General features: G+C 61.3%; 4 protein-coding genes and 1 pseudogene. 1 reads left to right on the plus strand and 4 read right to left on the minus strand.

The window, feature by feature from the left end; genetic code table 11:
• Window positions 1–210 (plus strand): hypothetical protein (locus CU669_RS21655; protein ID WP_205119520.1); only part of this gene is annotated, 210 nt, incomplete at its 5' end.
• Window positions 211–348: 138 nt separating this feature from the next.
• On the opposite strand, the pseudogene CU669_RS22165 reads toward CU669_RS21655, so the two are convergent.
• The 4 genes and pseudogenes from CU669_RS22165 to CU669_RS21505 all read right to left on the minus strand — a co-directional run.
• A pseudogene (locus CU669_RS22165) lies at window positions 349–555 on the minus strand (integrase core domain-containing protein); the annotation flags it as partial.
• 118 nt (window positions 556–673) lie between these two features.
• A complete protein-coding gene (locus tag CU669_RS20130; protein WP_146747821.1) occupies window positions 674–2,695 on the minus strand; it encodes an HlyD family type I secretion periplasmic adaptor subunit in 2,022 nt (673 codons plus the stop codon).
• A 13-nt stretch (window positions 2,696–2,708) separates the two neighbouring features.
• Window positions 2,709–6,698, minus strand: a complete 3,990-nt coding sequence (locus tag CU669_RS20135) for a peptidase domain-containing ABC transporter (RefSeq protein ID WP_112147387.1) — start codon at window positions 6,696–6,698, stop codon at window positions 2,709–2,711.
• Window positions 6,698–18,805, minus strand: a complete 12,108-nt coding sequence (locus tag CU669_RS21505) for a beta strand repeat-containing protein (protein WP_205119521.1) — start codon at window positions 18,803–18,805, stop codon at window positions 6,698–6,700. The genes CU669_RS20135 and CU669_RS21505 overlap by 1 nt, the downstream gene beginning before the upstream one ends.
• Window positions 18,806–18,871: the final 66 nt, after the last annotated feature.

The raw sequence follows: 18,871 nt of genomic DNA on the forward strand, positions 1-18,871 counted from the left end.
GAACAGATTGCCGCGCTGATGGGCCACGCCTCCATGGAGACGGCTACGACCCATTATGGTCGGCGGAGCGCCGGCCGGTCTCAGGTGCTGCCGGGACTGGCTACCGTCATTGGCATCCCCAGTGAGGCCAATGTGCTGGCCGTCCGTGCGAGGTACGCCTCCACGTTGTCGATGGAGGCGGCACCCGACGAACCGAATATGAGCCCGTAGAAAACCATTACCAAGCGTAATGGCAACCGGAAACGCCCAGAATCCACCATTCAACTTGGTGGACGAGGCTCTGGCGCGCTCGACCGGGGCTTGATGACCGAACGAACTGCGCGGACGGACCTCGATTTAATCTCACCACCATGCCTCACATTTTGATCGTGCGTCCGCCAGATTCAGAGGCCAAGAGGCATTCAGGCACTCGGCCCGAAATTTGCCACTGAACGGCTCGACGAAGGCGTTGTTCGTGCGGTTGCCTAGCCTGGAAAATTCCTTGGGCACCAAGTTCATTTAGACCCACAAATCGAGGTCGTTGCTGATGAATTCGGACCAGTTATCGACCCGAATCTCCTAATGAGGCCTTTGAGCCTGGTGACATGCCAGGGTGTCGCCCACATCGCAGATGTTGCAGGCATGAGGTTCCAGCCACTGCTCCGGACATTGCACAATTAATTACCTGCCGAGCCTAACGCTCCTGAAATGCCTGGGTCGCCGCCAAGTATATTGGCTTAAGCAAATACTGCAGAATAGTTTTCTCACCCGTGATGATATCCACCTGAACAGTCATTCCTGGCAAAATATGGTTTCTATCAGGATTTTCGCCTACATATGGCTTATTTATTTCAACAACGCCTTTATAGTATGGTGACTTCTTCTCATCAAGAAATGTCGAAGGGGACACTTGAATAATTTTGCCACCGACGGCACCAAATCGAGCAAAGTCATAGCTCCCCACTTTGATCCGGACATCTTGACCGGGCACGATATGCCCGACGTCACGAGGGGTTATCTGGCTTTCCACCAACAGCACGTCATCCACGGGAACAATCTTGGTGATCAGGCCGCCAGCCTGAATGACCGTGCCCGGGCTGGTCACCGCCAATTCCTGGACGATGCCGCGTACCGGAGAGACCGCATCCAGTCGAAGGACGCGATCTTCCAACTTCGCCCGCGCCTCACGCAATTGAGCGAGTTCGGCCGTCACCGTCCCCATCTCGTTCAACGCATCGTGCGCCAATTTAGTTTTTTGATCCGCCAGCCTAGTATCTGCTTCCGCCAGGGCCTCACGCGCGGTCTTGAGCTGCCCCTGGAACCTTGCCCGCTCGCCTTTCAGCCGTTCGAATTCCCGCAGAATGTTGAAATAGACGACCTTCGACGTCAGTTCCTTCTCCACAAGATATTTGCGGATTTCCACTTCCTTGGCCAACAGATCAATCTGCTGATCCATAGCCGAAATCTGATCGCGATACAGAGCAATATCGGCGCGACGTTGCTCCGACTGCTTTTCCAAAACCAGCGCCGCACTTTCCCTCGCCCGTTCTTGCGCCTCGTAAATGGTGCCCTGGTCGTGAGTCTGGCCGTGATCCGCAAGATCATCGCCTGCCCCGGCAAAATCCGGAATGCGTCCCTCCGCGAAAGCCCGCAACCGTTCCGCTTTTAACAGCAAGCCGGTTTCACGCGCCCGCATTTGCTCCAGTTCCGACAAGGCGGGAGCCGGATCGAACTTTACGAGAATTTCCCCCTTGCTCACCAGTTGCCCTTCCTTGACCAGAACCTGCTGGATGATACCTCCCTCAAGATGCTGGACAGGACGAATGAAACTGGAGGGCACCACTTGGCCGTTTGTGACCGCGACCTCCTTGACCGGCGTGACCGCCGCCCAACCGATCAGCGCTCCGACGGTCAATATGGTGGTCAGCATGGTGCCGCGGACCAGAGGCCCAACCCCTCCTTCCTCGAACACCACCGCCTGCGATAGGTGCCGCCGGAACCGGTTGATATGGCTAGAAGCCACGAAATCGACCGGTGCGTCTTCCTCGCTTTCGGGGTAGATCCTCGTCAGAGAAAAGACCAAGGCCTGAAGGAGAAAGACAAACCCGACGGCCGCCGCTGAGGCCACATAGCTATGAGCGAATTCCGGTGATGCGACAAAAGCCAGCGCTTCGAGAACTCGCAGCGCCAAAACTCCCATCAGCGCACCCACCGCAATGATCCTGGCCTGTCCCTTAGGACGTTCTGCCAAGCTGGAGTAAAGCGCGGACAGGCGTCGACCGATAAGTAGCAGGCAGACCGCCGCCACGATCGCCCCCCAGGCTGCCTCGAAGCGCGGCCAAGTCGTGCAGGTGCCGACGTCGCAATTGGCGCGCGCCACGACTGTCATCAGAGCCAGAAGGACTGTGGGAATAAGAAATAGGGCAGGCCATCCCTGCCGTCGGTCGGCCGGAACATGAAGGACGGAACGGCTGAACAATACTGACGCTGCCGCCGTCACCACCCAGGCAATGGAGGTTATTCTTGCGAAGGACGCAGGAAGGCCAAGCCCCGCGGTCGCCCCCGGTTCACCGAGCAAAGCTCCGGCCAAGGACGCGAAAACCGCCATTTGGGCAATTTCGTTGCCAAAGCTGGATCGTTGGCGGACCAAGAGATAGCACAGCACTAGTATGCTTTGTATTGCGGCCAGCAATGGCAAGGAGTCGAACAGGGTCACGAGTTCATCTCCTTCATGCCAGCTTCGCCCGAACCTCGGCCGCCGGCCCCACTGCCCGGACCGCTCCCTTTTCCAAAACGACGATCTGGTCCGCGAGAGTCAGATGGCTTGGCCGATGCGTTACGATGAAGATGGTTGCCTTACCCTTCATGGCTTCGACAAATTCTCGGAAGCAGCGGTCGCCGTCGAAATCGAGGCCCGTCACCGGTTCGTCCAGCAGGAGAATGGAGCTTTTCTTCAAGTAAGCACGCGCCAGTGAAATTCCCTGGGCCAGACTTGTTGAAATGCGGTTGGAGGCGGCATCCCCAACCCTGGTATCCAGACCCCGATCAAGAGCCGCGATTTCATCCCAAACTCCCGCAAGGGTCATGGCTTGACGCAGGTCAGCCTCGCTGGCGGTCGGTTGGGCCAACCGCAAATTTTGGGCGATGGTACCGAAGAACAATTGCGGTGCTTGCGGGGCGTAACCGATACATTTGCGCAATTCCACCGGGTCGATTTGGCGAATATCAAGATCGTCGATCATCACATTACCCGCCTGCGGAGCATAAAGACCGGCGATAAGCTTCAGCACCGTGGACTTCCCCGCGCCGTCGGATCCGACGATGGCGATAACCTCACCCGGCTGCGCCTCGAAACTGACACCCAGTAGGGCCGGATCGGCATCGCTGGAATAGCGCAGCGAAACCCGCGAGAACGTGACCGCGCCGCGCAAGGATAGACCGCTGTTGCCGGAGGCGCGGCTATCTCCCTCGGTGTGGAATGCCACCAGCGCTTCAAGCTGGCGAATGGAGGAACGGGTCTGCTCGATACGCTGCACCAGCGAAAATCCCGTCTGCATGGGGGCGAGAATGCGCCAGACCACCATCATCGAGGCGATCAATGCACCAGCCGTCATGCTTCCAAGCAGGACCTGGTAAACGCCGACAATCATGGTCGCCATGCCGGACAAGACCACCATGGCCTGCGAAACACTCGCCAATACTCCGGTCAGAAGCGAGGACTCATAGCCGGCCATGGCAGCCTGGGCGCTCGTATCCTTGAAGCGCTCCCTCCAAACGGCCTCCATGCCGGAATAATGTATGGCGCGCATCTTCAGCAGGGTCTCGACCACAAATTCCTGACGTCTGGTTACCGACCGGCCCGACCCAGAGACCCGCCGCCGCACCACCGGCATCGCGGCCACAACGATGATCGCGAAGATGACCAGCGCCGCCACCGGTACCAGCGCCACTGTGCCGCCGAGAATTACCAGCACGACGAGATAGATCACGACGAAGGGAATATCGATCAAAATATTGGCGATGCCGCCGCCGAAGAAATCGCGAAAGCTTTCCAGATCCTTGAATCGAGCCAACTGACTGCCGATGCTGGCGCGTTCGGTCAAACCGAGCGGCAGCAGCAATGTGCGTTCGAACACGGTGGTGGTCACGATGTAGCTGATGCGCGCCCCCACATAGGCCGATGCCTTGGAACGCAATTCCCGCAGCACCTCATCGCCGGCGATGACGATCAGCACCCCGCACAAGAAAGCCACAAGCATGGCGACGTCTCCCGTCGAGATCACCTTGTCATAGACCGACATGGTGAAGAGAGGTACGCCGAGCGACAGAAGGTTGATAATCAAACTCTGTCCGAGCAAGGCCCATATGAGACCGTGAAAGCGGCTCACCACCTTCTTGAACCACTGTCCTTGCGCCACTTGTTGGGATCCGGCTTCAAGGGGGGTGAAAAAATAGGCGGCACCGTAAATTTCCGAAGATGGAATAACCCGATCTGTTCCCGAGCTCATGTCCAAAGCCTCGACACCCTTGTCGGCCATGGACATAAGAACCATGGGATTGCCGTTGTAATCCACGTAAAGACAGGGAAGAACGCGAGAGTCGATCGCCTGGCCCTTCAAGACAACGGCTTCATTGCCGTAACCGAGATGGGCCATGACGTTGCGAAAGGCAACAATGTCCAAGTTATTGTTGAAATGCGGCAACGCCTCGGCCAAATGACGCAGATCGCCGGTCCAATGCATGGCGTTCAGCAAAGGCATCAGACAACGCCCAAACGCGGACTCTCGTTCCACATCGCTCAAAAAGCTCATGGTCGCCGATGCCATTTTCGCCCGGCGCTCGTCAAAGGTGGCGGCGCTCTGTGGCTGGGCATCTTGCGCCGCCTGCAATGCCGCGACATTGGCCAATGGAACAGGAGGCGCCGATGCTCGGCTGGAAGCCTTGGCATCCACAAGCTTTCCCTGGATCAGCTTAAATGTGCGATCAGCCAAGCTCAGCATGGAAGGCCGCGATGAAATCAGAATGATGGTGGCGCGTCCCTTCAATGCCTCGAACACATTGCGAAGAGCGGTATCGCCCGCGCCGTCTACCGCCGTATTCGCCTCGTCGAACAGCACAATCCGGGGCTCTTGCGCCAACGCCCTCACAATGGCCAACAGCTGGCGAATGCCACGCGGCAGCGAATCGCCGCTGCCCTCGCCAACCATGGTGTCGTAGCCCTGCGGCAATCTCGATATGAAGCGATCAACCCCAAGGTCTGCGGCGTAGCCCTTGGCTATAGAGCTTTTATTGTCGTCGAACAGGGTCATGTTCTCGAGAATCGTGCCGCGAAATAATTCTGGGCGCTGGGGAATAAACGCTAATGCATCCCGCACCGAAACGGAATCGAAGCCGGCGAGATTGCAGCCATCGGCGAGAACCCTTCCCGTCGTCGGCTGGATAAGCCCCGCCATCACCCCCAACAGCGATGATTTGCCGACGCCGTTCTCACCGGAAATACCGATCAGCTCACCCGGCTTTATCTCCAGATCGACATCGTCAAGGACACAAATATCGGCTCCAAACTTGAGAGTGACACCGTCCAGACGCAGATTGCCGGAAATTTCGCCCAGGGCGGGCAAGGGATTCAACAAATCGGCATTTTCGCCGTCGAGCATATTGGCCAAGCGTTCCTCGGCCAAACGCGCGGTCTGGAATCGGCTCCACCGATCCAACGCGGATTGCACGGGCTGAATGCAGCGTCCGGCCAGAAGCGAGCAGGCAGCCAGAACACCCGTGGTCATGCCCCCTTCAATGACCTCGATGCTGCCGAATGCCACCACCAGGATGGTCGTCAGATGGGAAAACAGCAGGGCCATGGACTGGCTTTTGGCAGAAATTTCCGATACGGAAAATTCAGCCTGGGAGCTGTTTTCCAGAAGTCGCTCATGACGGCGCATCATCTGCGCTTCCATGCCCAAAGCCTTGATGGTCTGAATTCCCGACAATATCTCGACGATGAAATTCACCCGCTGGTCATCGGAGGTCAAACGACGGCGAATGGCGTCCATCATGGTGCGCCCCAGCACCAGAGCAGCGCAGGAAAACCCTATCATCAGCAGTAATGGGACCAAGACCAGCCAGCCGCCGAAAGCCATGGTCAGAATCAGATAGATCAACGCAAACGGCAGATCGAAAATGTTGAGAAAGGCTTGGCCCGCATAGAAGTCCTTCAAGGTGTGAATGGCGGACAAGGACTCGAGGTGAACGCCAGTTCCCTTGCGCTCGAACACATCAAGCGGCTGCCGCAGCAAATAGCTGAAAGCCCGCGACGCCGCGAGATGTTCGAACCTCGCGCTGGTCCAGCCTGTAACCGCAGAGCGGCAAATCCGGAGAATGGTCTCCAGGGTCACGGAAATCACGATCCCGATCCCCAAGGCGATCAAGGTATCGGTCGCCGTACTGGGAAGTATTCGGTCGTAAACCTGGAGCAAGGTCAGCGGCAAGGCGAGACCAAGCAGATTCAGGACCAGCGAGACAACGATGAGGTCGGGCAGATATCGCTTGAAGCCCGATAGGGTTCCCACGCTGCGCGGATGGGAAACGAATGCTCGCCGCAGGGACCGTAGTTCATCGGGCAACCACGCGGGCACGGCTGAACTCTGCAGTTCCGCCGCCCCCGTCACCAACCATGCGAAAAAAGCTTTCAATGTCAAAGCAATGTCAATGGATCCGGTCACTAGAACGTGATCTTATCCAGCCCTTCCACATGCAGAACCACCGCGTTATCAAATGTCAAATCCCCATGGATCTTGGTTGTGTCGATGAACGCCGCTGGATCGATGTGCTGAACTGCTTCAACACCATTCTCCCCAACGGTATGGATACCATTGCCATCAATGAACCCATGGGTCCCGGCGGCGATTGCCACGTGTTCATTGCCGACGTCGAACGAGAAACTACCCAAATTCTGATTCGAATTGATGCCGGTAATGTCCAGCGAGTGGATGCCGTCTAGGCTGCCGAATACGAACTCCGCCAGTTGATCTCCGTTTACTGGCGGCGGCGGCAGACTGTCGAAGTGCAATAGGTGCTGATCCGTCTGGTCCATGGTTCCGAGATTGGCTGAACTCAGCTTCAGCACTAAATCGGAAACGGTCGATGCAGAACTGCCGCTGCCGGATTCGGTCGAGATCGCCTCGATATGCAGGGTATTGGCACCGGCGTCATGCTCTCCCGAGTTCATGGTCAAGCCCGACAGGTCGCCGCCGGTCAATGTCCAACTGCCGTCGGCATTGTGAACGCCGTGGTTCAGGCTGGCGTCATCGGCGAGGCCGGAAATCCTCAGGCTAAGGCTCTCGGAACCGTCCACATCCGTCAGCGACGAGGATATATCGAGAGCCGTAATGGCTCCCGCCGTCGAGACGCCGCCGATCGCCAATAGGTTGGGCGCATCGGCGACGGAATCCACATGGACGGCGAAGCTGGTGGTGGAGGTCGCCGTACTGGCCAATCCCGTATCCGGGTCCACTGCGGTCGTCGAGGTCAAGGTGGCCGTCACTTGAAGGCCAGTATGATCGACTGTGTTCCAATCGCTCCAATCGGCTGGGGGCTGCACGAACAGCCCGTGTCCGGCCGCCTGCATATCGGCGATCTCCGTCGAGGTGAAAGTCCAATTACCATCATCGTGATGAACGCCGACGGACGGCCCGCCCGCATGGGTCACAAATTGGAAGTCGGCCGGCAATCCCGCCAAGGACAGGGACAGGGCCTCGTGCGGATCGGCCAGGGCTTGGGTCAGGTTGAGGTTGATCGTGCCATCCTCGGCACCGCCAGACTCCATCGAATGGATCAGTGTCGGAGCATGAGCGAGTTCGTTGACCGTCACATGCAGATCCACCGTGGCGGAACTTGCCGAACCTCCGACAGCCTCGGAGGAAACCGCCGTCACATGCAAGGTCAGGTCATGGGCGTCCTGGCTGGCCGGCGTTAGTTTCAGATCGGAAAGTTCCGTCTGCGTCAGAGTCCAGGATCCATCGGCGTTATGAACGCCATGGTTCAGGGTCGCGCCTGCTGGAATCCCGGTGATGCTCACCGCCGATATGCTTTCCGAGCCGTCCACATCCGTCAGGGCCGCGACGATGTCCAAGGCCACCGCCGTATCGACCGTGGTGGTCGCATCCGTTACCGTTACGGTCGGCGCATCGGCCTGCGACGACACATGGACGCCGACGCTTTGCGACGACGTGGCGAGGGTCACGGCATGGCTGTCGGGATCGGTAGCGGTCGAGGTCAGGGTCGCGGTCAACTGCATGCCCGCCGAATGACCGGTCGTATTCCAGTCGCTCCAATGGGACGGAGGCAATACGAACAATCCGCCCGTCTGCATCTCCGCCACCTCGGAGGAGGTGAAGCTCCATTCCCCGGAACCGTTGTCCGACCCGATGGGTAGCCCTCCCGATGCGACGGAATAGAATTGCGATCCGACAGAAACACCCGCCAGGGACAAAGTCAGAGATTCGCCGGAATCGGTGGATGCCAGGGTCAGATTGAGGTTGATACGACTGTCTTCAACACCGGCCGGAGCGGCCCCGGCGGTCAGCGTCGGGGCATTGGCCACGGCATCGACCACCACCTTGAGCGCCACCGGATCGGAAGTGGCCGTTCCGGAATTCTGCCAATCATGGGAGGTCGCGGTCACCGACACGGTGAAATCGTGGGCGTCATGGCTTGCGGCCTTCACCTGCAGGCCCGCCAGATCGGCCGACTGAAGCGTCCAACTGCCGTCCGCGTTGTGGACACCATGATTGAGCACTGCGCCTGCCGGAAGGTCGGAGATGGTTACCGCCGACAGGTATTCCGAACCGGTGCCATCGTTCAGGGCAGGAGAAATATCCAGGCTGATCCAGTTGTCCTCGCCGCCATGCGCTTGGTTTACCGTCACGCTGGGGGCATCGGCGACGCCGTCCACATGAACCGCGAAGCTGAGACTGGACGTGGTGGTCGATACCGCGTTGGTGTCGGGATCGGTCACACTGGCATTGACGGTTGCGGTCAGCTGCATGCCTGCCGTATGGCCGACGGAACTCCAATCGCTCCAATTGGCGGGCGGAACCACGAACAACCCATGGCCACCGGCCTGGGCCGCTGCCAAGTCCGTGGACGAGAAGGTCCAACTGCCGTCGCCATTGTCATGGCCAATGGCCGATCCACCGGAAGCCGTGTCGAAAAAGGCGGAACCCGACGGGATACCCGAAATCGTCAAGGTGGCGGTTTCGTTGCTGTCGCTTACAAGGGCCGACAGATTGAGGTTGATGCGGGCATCTTCGCCCCCGGCGGCTGGCCCGGACTGAGTGAGATTGACCGGCGCTGCCACAGCATCCACCGTCACGGTGAAACTGGCGGCGGGACCGGACGCGCTTGCACCGTTGGCGGCCTCGGTGGAAACCGCTCTGGCCGAAACTGTGAAGTCGTGGGCGTCATTGGTGGTCGGCTGCAGCTTGAGACTGCCAAGATCTGCCGGAGCCACCGTCCAGGATCCATCGGCGTTATGAATTCCGTGGTTGAGCACCGCTCCGCTCGGCAGGCCAGCGAGGAGAATGCCGGAAACGCTTTCGGAACCGTCGCTGTCGATCAGATGCGGCGTGATCTTGCCGCTGAGATCGATCCAGCCGTTCTCGTTGCCCGATACATTGGCGACCGTGACCGTACCGCCATTGGCGACCGCGTCGATCTTGACACTGAGCGCCACGCTGTCCGAGGTGACGGTACTGGTTGCACCGCTGACGGAATCGGTCTCAGCGGCGGTGGCCGTGACCCGCAACGTGAAGCCCACGTCACTATGCGTCGGGGGCGTGATCGTCAGTCCCCCCAATTCCGCCGTGGTCAGGGTCCAACTACCGTCACCGTTGTCGATACCGTGATTGAGCGCGGCTCCGGCCGGAACGCCGGAAATGGTGACGTGGTCGATATGGTCGGTCCCCAGGGCATGGGTCACCGATGCCGAAATCGACAGCGAGATGGCGTTGTCTTCCACCCCATGGGCAGAAGAGACCGACACCAAGGGGGTCTCGGCGCGGGCATCCACCGTCACCTTGAAATCGGCGCTGGCGATCTGCAGGCCGTCACTGCCGTCTTTCTCCCAGGTCAGCCCCTGGAGGGTGAAGTCATGGGTGCCGTTGAAGTCCTTGGGCATCAAGACCTTCAGATCGGACAGATCGGCCGAACTCAGCCGCCACGTTCCGTCGCCGTTATTGAACCCATGATTGAGAACGGCACCGTCCGGGACATTTGCCAGAACCACAGAAATAGCTTCAGAGCCGTCCGTATCGGTCAGGTTGGCATGGAGGTTGGGCGAGAGATCGATCCAATGGTTCTCGACACCGTGGGCGTCGGAGGCGCTGACGGCGGCCGGATCGGTCACGCCGGTGACGTTGACCGTGACGGTCTTGTGCGCCGTCAGGCTGGCGGCGCCATGATCCTGTGCGGTGACCGCCACATCCAGGCTCAACGCGCCGGAATAGCTGCTCCAGTTATGGGGCGGAACGATCTTGAGCGCTCCCAACTCGGCGGAACTCAGGCCGGTGATGGTATAGGTCCCGCCGCCCGCGCTGTCGGGCGCTATGGCAGTTCCGTCACCCTTGACGATGGAAGCGCCGACCGGCACGCCGCTCAGCACCACTTGGGTTATGGACTCGCCAGTGGCGCCCACCGAATCGGCCAGATGGAGCGAAATCGCCGTATCCTCGGCTCCCGTGCCATAGCCCGAGATATTGGGGCTGTCGGTGACCGGATCCACATGCACCGGGATGGTCAGATCAACCTTGCTTGACCCGCCGTTGCTGGGATCGGTGTAGGCAACATGCGCCCCCAGCGACAGATCGCCACCGGCATTGACGCTGTTCCAATTATGGGCGGGGGTAAATTTGAGTCCGGCGATAGCCGATTCCGGCACCACCCAGACATGATGGACCGGATCATAGGACCCGGCCGACAGCGTCCCGCCCTTCAACGAGTCCGCATCGATGGTCAGGGTGGCGGCCAAGCCCGCATGGGCATCGACGACGATGTTCAGCGCGATGGCGCTGTCCTCGTTTCCGACATTCACGCCCGCCACCATATTGGCTCCGCTCAGGCTGACCGCGGCGGCGGTGGGATCGGTGACGCCGCCGCCATTGCCGCTGCCCGCCCCGTCCCAAGTCAGGGTGAAGCTTTGCTGGGACGATTGGGCCATGCTGCCGTCGTCGCGCTCGGTGGAAACGGCGGTTACCGTGACGGTCCCGGACGTCATGGGAGCATGAGCCGAATCGGCGATTCCGTGCGGAATGACAATCTTGAACCCGCCCGAGGCGACGGTGCTGTCCCAAAGATCGGGGCTGACCATCCAGGCGCCGCTGCCTTCGCAATAGCCAGCAAGGGCGCCCGTGCTGGTGGTCAGCAGAGCACCGTCGGGCAGTCCGTCGACCACCATCCACAAACGCTCGGACCCATCGGTGTCGGTCAGGGCAGCCTTGGGCGCAACGTCGAATGCGGCGGTAGTGACATTGGTGGATTGATTCGGGCCAATGGTCACCGCGCCCAGAGCGTTCAATGTCGGCGCATCGGCCACGCCTGCCACATGCATCGCCAGGGTCTTGGTGGTTACCAGATCCGCCGAGTTGTGATCGTGCGAGGTCACCGACACTCCGACCGCGATGCCGGAATTGTGATTGGCCGACGACCAGTCGCTCCAATTCGTCGCCGCCGTCAGGGTGAACTTGGACGTATCGGCCATCTCGGCCGCGGACAAGGTGTAATGACCGGAAGCATCGGCCGTGACTACGACGCCGTCATAGCGCACCACGGCGCCAACGGCGATGGTGCCGCTCAGATCCAAGGTGATATTGCTCACGACTTCGCCGGTGCCGCCCGCGGCGACGCTCAGGTTCAGCGGAATCGCCGCCTCTTCCGCCCCCCAGGCGCCGCCCTTGATGGTGGCGGCATCGGCCAACGGAGCGATGGTGATGTCGACGACGCGGCTGTCCACATGGACATTGCCATCGACCTCGGTGGTCACCACATCGGCCTGAAGATGCAGCGGTCCCGTCACGTCGGTATTGACGTTCTCGCCGACCCGTAGGCGCAAGGACGAGAGATACTGCGCCTCGACCGACCATTTCCCCGAGGCGACAGGAACGATGTTTTCCGCCGAAAGGCCGTTGATGAATTCCAGCGAGGTTCCGGCAGGCAGATTGCTCACCACCACGGAAAGATGCTCGGAACCGTCGCCATCGGACACGGACAACTGACCGAAGCCGAGATCGACCAAGGCCCCCGCCTGGGTGTTGTTGTTGTCTTCCACCGCCGAGGCGACGAAATGCCCGTCAGGCAGGCCGATGGCGGCATCGGCGACACCGGTCACATGAACGGTGAAGTTGATCTGGGTATCGGCCATGGTCTTGGCGCCGGTATCGACGTCGGTATCGGTGGACGTCATCGTAGCGGTCACATTGATACCGCCCTGACCGGGACTCCACTCGGACCAAGCGCCAGTGGGGTGGTTGATCCCGCTCCAGTCGCTCCAGTCGGTCGGCGGCTTCAAATATAGGCCGTCTGCCTTGATGGCGGCCACTTCGGCGGTGGAGAAGCTCCACGTCCCGTCACCGTTATCGGTTCCGATGGCAGTGGCATCGCTGCCATTGACCAGATTGGCGCTGGCCGCCGAGTAGAAATGCGATCCGTTGGGAATTCCCGACAGCGTTATGCTGAGAGCCTCGTTGGCATCGGTCAGGGAGCCGGTGAGGTGCAGGTCGATGCGGGTGTCCTCGACACCGATCGCCTGGGCCGATTCGATGAAGCTGGGCTTCTCCGCAGTTCCATCGACCACGACCTTGACGTCGTAGACAACCGAATGAGCGCTGTCGCCGTTGGACGGTTCGAGAGTGAATCCCTGGGCGTGAATGGTGAAGTCGGCGTTGACGTCCTTGACGGGCAGGATCTTGAGATCGGCGAGATCGCCTTGGCTGATCGTCCAGGTCTGGCTGGCGGAATCATAGCTGCCGTGATTCAGGAAGACCCCGGCGGGAACGCCGGTAATGGCGACGCTCACCACTTCGCTTCCACTGGTGTCGGGCGTCGTCGCCGTGATGCTGAGCGGAATCCACAGATCTTCCGAGCCATGCGCGTCAAGGACGGTGACCACCGGAACATCGGCCACCGCATCGACGGTGACCCGCAGATCGACCGTAGCCGAATCCGCGGCGGCCACCGCCACATGGGCGGAATCGCCGCCCTCGGTGGAGATCGCCCTGACATGCAGTGTGAAGGCGGTCTTGCTGTCGGCGGGCGGCGTGATGGACAAGCCGCTCAGATCGGCCTGGGACAGAGTCCAACTGCCGTCCGCGTTGTGGACGCCGTGATTGAGGCTGGCCCCGGAGGGAACTCCGGTGATGGTGATGGCGGAAATGCTTTCCGAACCGTCCGTATCGGCGAGATGAGTGGCGATGTTCAGCGCGATGGCGGCATCCTCGCTGCCGTGCGCCGCCGAGGTGGATACGCTCGGGGCGTCGGCGACCGACTTGACCTCGACCGCCAGGGTTTGCGTGGTGCTCGCCGTGGTCACCGCCCCGCTCTCCGAGTCCACTTCCCTGGCATTGACCGTGGTCACCAACCGCATGCCCGTATTGTGGCCGCTGGTGTCGTAGTCGCTCCAATCCTTGGGCGGCTGCACAAACAAGCCGTGCCCGTTGGCCTTGATTGTGGCGATTTCGGCGGAGGTGAAGCTCCAAATTCCCGTGGAGGCGTCATAGGCGCCCAGCTTGGCGGAATCGGCGGCATCGGCCGAGGCGTAGAATACGGATCCGGCTGGAACGCCGGTCATGGTCATTCCGGTGAAGGTCTCGCCCGCGCCGGGAAGCGCCGCCGACAGATTGACGTTGATGCGGCTGTCCTCGTTGCCGACGGAAGGCGCGCTTTGCCCGACGACCGGGGCTTCCGCCTGGCCGGTCACCGTGACCTTGATGGTTTGCGCAGCAGAATCGGCGTTCAGTACCGCGATATGGCCGGAATCGCCGCCTTCGGTAGCGGTCGCAACCACGGTGAGATTGAAATCCGTGGCGGAATGGGCGGGCGGCAGAATCTTCAAGCCGGCGAGATCAGCGTTGGACAGGGTCCAACTGCCGTCCCCGTTATCGGTCCCGTGATTCAGGCTGGCTCCGGCGGGAACGCCTGAGATGGTGATGGCGGAAATGGTTTCCGACCCATCGGCATCCGACAGTGTGGGCGTGATGGACAGCGCCACCCAGTTGCCCGATGCGCCGCTGCCGTCGTTTTGCCCGACCGTGGCATTGGATACCGTCACCGTCGGGGCGTCCGCCACCGCGTTGACCTGCACGCCGATGCTGAGGGCTCCGGCGCTGGCCGTGGTCTTGGCTCCGGTATCCGGGTCGGTCTGTGTCGAGGTGAGAACGGCCGACAACTGCATGCCGGTGGTATGCCCGGCGGTGTTGTAATCGCTCCAATTGGTCGGCGGCGCGACGTAAAGCCCGCCGGCCTTGACGGCTGTCATATCGGTGGATGAGAAGCTCCAGGTTCCGCTGGCGGCATTGAAACTGCCGATGGCGGCGCCGCCGGAGGCGGTGGAATAGAAGCTCGATCCGCTGGGAACACCGCTCAAAGTCATGGACAGCGATTCGCCCGAATCCGTCAGCTGCGGATTCAGATGCAGGTCGATGCGGCTGTCCTCGGTGCCGATGGCGGGCGCCGTCTGGCTGATGGTCGGAGTATCGGCCACGCCGTCCACCGTCACCTTCAGGGTGCTGGTGGTCGACGCGGTCGCGGTGGCGATATGGGACGCCACGCCGCCCTCGGTGGAGGTCGAGGTGATGGACAAAGTCACGTCATGGGCGTCGTGGGTCGCAGGCTGGAACTTCAGACCGGCCAGTTGCCCCTGGGTCAGGGTATAGGTGCTGGTGGTGGCGCCCACGCTGGAGGGAGCCAGAACCGTGCCGTCAGCCAGCGCCAGCTTGGCGCCGTTAGGCACCTGGGACACGCTCACCGAGGAAATGCTCTCCGAGCCGTCGCTATCCTTAACCGAAGTGGAAATGGACAGATTGATCCAGTTGGGCGTCGTACCGTCCGATTCATGACCGCTGGCGGCCACGGTGGTCAGATTGGGGGTATCGGCCACCGACTTCACCATGACCCCGAACGAGAATGGCGCCGCAGTGGCGGTGGTCGCCGCATTGGTGTCGGGATCGATCTGGGTCGAGGTTAGGCTTGCGGTCAATTGCATGCCGGTGGAATGGCCGACCGTATTGTAGTCGCTCCAATCGCTGGGCGGCAGCACGAACAGTCCGGCGGCCTTCACCGCCGTCATATCGGCCTTGGAGAAGCTCCAGGTTCCAGTGGCGGCATCGGTCAGGGTTCCGATCGATGATCCGCCGGTGGCGGCGGTATAGAAGGCCGCGCCGGAAGGTACGCCCGCCAGGGTCATGGAGAGAGACTCGCCGCTGTCGGCCAGTTGCGGCGTCAGGTTCAGATTGATCCGTGTGTCTTCGTTGCCGACCGCGGCCGCGGTCTGGCCGATGGTAGGAGTATCGGCCACGCCTGTCACCGTCACCTTCAAGGTGCTGGAGGTCGAGGCGGTGGCGGTGGCGATATGGGAGGCCACGCCGCCCTCAGTGGCGGTCGCGGTGATGGTCAAGGTGAAGTCTGCGGCGTTATGGGCGCCGGGCTGAACCTTCAGACCGCTCAGCTGAGCCGACGTCAGGGTCCAGGACCCATCGGCATTGGCGGTGCCTTGGTTGAGCGCCGCCCCGGTGGGAACGCCGGTGATCTTAACCGACAGCGTCTCCGAACCGTCGGTATCGGTCAGAGTCGGCGTCGAGATGCTTAGCGGAATCCAATCGGCGTGGCTGCCGTCATATTCGTTACCCGCGGCGGCAGACGTCGTCATGGCGGTCGGCGCATCGGCCACCGACATGACGTTGACCACCAAGGCCTGACTGGTGGTGGCGGTGTGAACCAAACCGCTTTCCGGGTCCGTCTTGGTCGCCGATAGGGCGGCGGTCATCTGCATACCGGCGGTATGGCCGGTGGTGTCGTAATCGCTCCAATTGGTGGGCGGCAGCACGAACAGCCCACCGGTCTTGATGGTTGCGATCTCGCCGGTGGTGAAGCTCCACGAACCGCCGCCGTTATCGGTGCCGAGCGCCACGCCGCCGCTGGCGGCCGAATAGAAGTGGCTGCCGCTGGGCACATTGGCCAGGGTCAGGCCGGTAAAGCTTTCCGCCCCGTCATTGAGATTGAGGGTCAGGTTGACGTTGATGCGGGTATCCTCGTTGCCCGAGGCGGCGGTCTGGCTGACCACGGGGGCTTCGGCCGAGGCCTCCACCACCACATGAATCGGAACTTGAACCGAGGTGGCGCTGCCCAACCCGGTGGCCACATTGGGTCCGCTCTCGGTGGCCGTCGCCGTCACCTGCAACGTGAAGTCGTGGGCGTCATGGGCATTGGGAAGAATCTTCAGCCCGCTCAATTGCGCCTGGGTCAGGGTCCATGACCCGTCGGCGTTATGGGTGCCCTGGTTCAGCGTCGCCCCGGTGGGGACGCCGGTGATGGTAACCGCCGAGATGGCTTCCGAGCCGTCGGTATCGGCAAGTTGCGGCGCGATGGACAAGTTGATCCAGTTGGACGCGGCGCCGCTGCCGGTATTCTGGGCTCCCGACACGTCTCCCGTGGTCAGGGTCGGCGTGTCGGCGACGCCGTTGAAGTGCACCGCCGTGCTCTGCGAGGTCGTCGCGGTCGTAACCGCGCCGGTGTCGGGATCGGTCTCATTTGCGCTCAGAGTCGCGGTGAGCTTAAGCCCGGAATTGTTGTTGGCGCTGCTCCAATCGCTCCAATCGTGAGGGGCTTGGACATAAAGGCCACCAGCCTTGATGGTCGCCACTTCCGACGCGCTGAATGTCCATTGTCCATGGGCGGCATCATAGGTGCCGACCGCAGCGCCCGAACCCGTGGTGAAGGTCGATCCGGCCAGAGCGGTTCCATTGGCGGCATTGGCCCCGGCCTGGGACGAAATGACGAGGCCGGAAAGCGTTTCGTCGGCCTTGAAGGTCGCCAGATTGAGATCAATGGCGACCCGACTGTCCTCGTTGCCCGAAAGCGAGGCGGAAACCGTCTCGACCGGGGCATGCGCCAAACCGTCCACCGTCACCTTCAGGGATACGGGAGCGGAAACCGCGCTGGCGACGGAATTGTTGCTTCCCAATTCGGTGGAGGTGGTGGTCACCGACAAGGTAAAGTCCACATTGCTGTGGGATGGCGGCGTGATGGTCAGGCCCGTCAGGTCGGCCGAAGACAGAGTCCAGCTGCCGTCGGCGTTGTGGACGCCGTGATTCAGGCTTGCCCCGCTAGGCACGCCGGTGATGGTGACGGCCGAAATGCTCTCGGTATTGGTCACGTCGGTCAGATGCGGCGTAATGTTCAGCGCGATGGCGGTGTCTTCGTTGCCCTGGGCAGCCGAAACCGTCACCGTCGGCTGATCGGCCACGCCCGCCACATGCACCGCGAAGCTCTTCGAAGTGCTGGCAGTGGTGACGGCATGGGAATCGGGATCGTTCTCGCTGGCCGTCACCGTGGCGGTCAATTGCATTCCGGCGGTGTGGCCGGCGGAGTTGTAGTCGTTCCAGTCGGTGGGAGCCTGCACATACAAGCCAGCGGCCTTGATGGTCGCAATCTCACCGGCCGAGAAGCTCCACGAGCCATTGCCATTGTCCGTCCCAAGCCCGCTGGCGCCGCCGGCGGTGGAATAGAAATGCGAACCGCTGGGAACACCGCTGATGGTCAGCCCGGTCAGGCTTTCATCCGCCTTGAAGGTGGACAAATTAAGATCAATGGCGATCCGGCTGTCCTCGACACCGTTCAGCGAGGCCGAAACGGTCTCGGTCGGAGCCTGGGCGACACCATCGACCCGCACCGTCAGATCCACCTGGGCCGAGGTGGCGCTGTGCGTCGAGGCATTGGCGCCCAACTCGGTCGAAGTGGTTGTTACATGCAAGGTAAAGTCGGCATTGCTATGAGACGGCGGCGTGATCTTTAGACCCGTCAGGTCGGCCGAGGACAGAGTCCAGCTGCCGTCGGCATTGTGAACGCCGTGGTTCAGCGTCGCGCCGCCGGGCACGCCGGTGATGGTGACCGCCGAGATGCTCTCGGTATTGGTCACATCATTGAGATGGGGCGTGATATTCAGCGCGATGGCGGTGTCTTCGTTGCCTTGGGCGGGCGTGACGGTCACGGTCGGCTGATCGGCGACGGCCGCCACATGGACCGAGAAGCTCTGCACCGTGTTAGCGCTGGTCACCGCGTGGCTGTCTGGATCGGTCTCGGTGGAGGTCAGCGTCGCCGTCAATTGCATTCCAGCGTTCTGTCCGGACGAGTTGTAGTCGTTCCAGTCGGTGGGCGGCAGCACATACAGCCCGCCGCCCTGGGCCTGGGCCACCTCGGCGGTGGTGAAGCTCCAGCTGCCATTGCCGTTGTCGTGGCCGATAGCCGCGCCGCCAATGGCCGAGGCGTAGAAATGCGATCCGGTGGGAACGCCCGAGACCGTCAAGGTCAAGGCGGCATTCGGATCGGTCAGCGCCTCGGTCAGGTTCAGGTTGATGCGGCTATCCTCATTGCCGGATGCCGCCGCCGTCTGCACCAAGGCGGGCGCGTTGGGAACGCCGTCGACGGTGACCCGGAGAGAGACCGGGCTGGACACCGAATTGGCCACCGCCGCATTGCCACCCAGTTCGCTGGAGGTGGCGGTCACCGTCAGGGTAAAGTCGTGGGCGTCATGGCTTGCGGGGGTGACTTTTAGCCCGGTCAAATCGGCGGAAGACAGGGTCCAGCTGCCATCGGCGTTGTGGATGCCGTGATTCAGCGTCGCGCCGCT

Source organism: Paramagnetospirillum kuznetsovii (assembly GCF_003284725.1).
In the GTDB taxonomy this organism is placed as follows: domain Bacteria; phylum Pseudomonadota; class Alphaproteobacteria; order Rhodospirillales; family Magnetospirillaceae; genus Phaeospirillum; species Phaeospirillum kuznetsovii.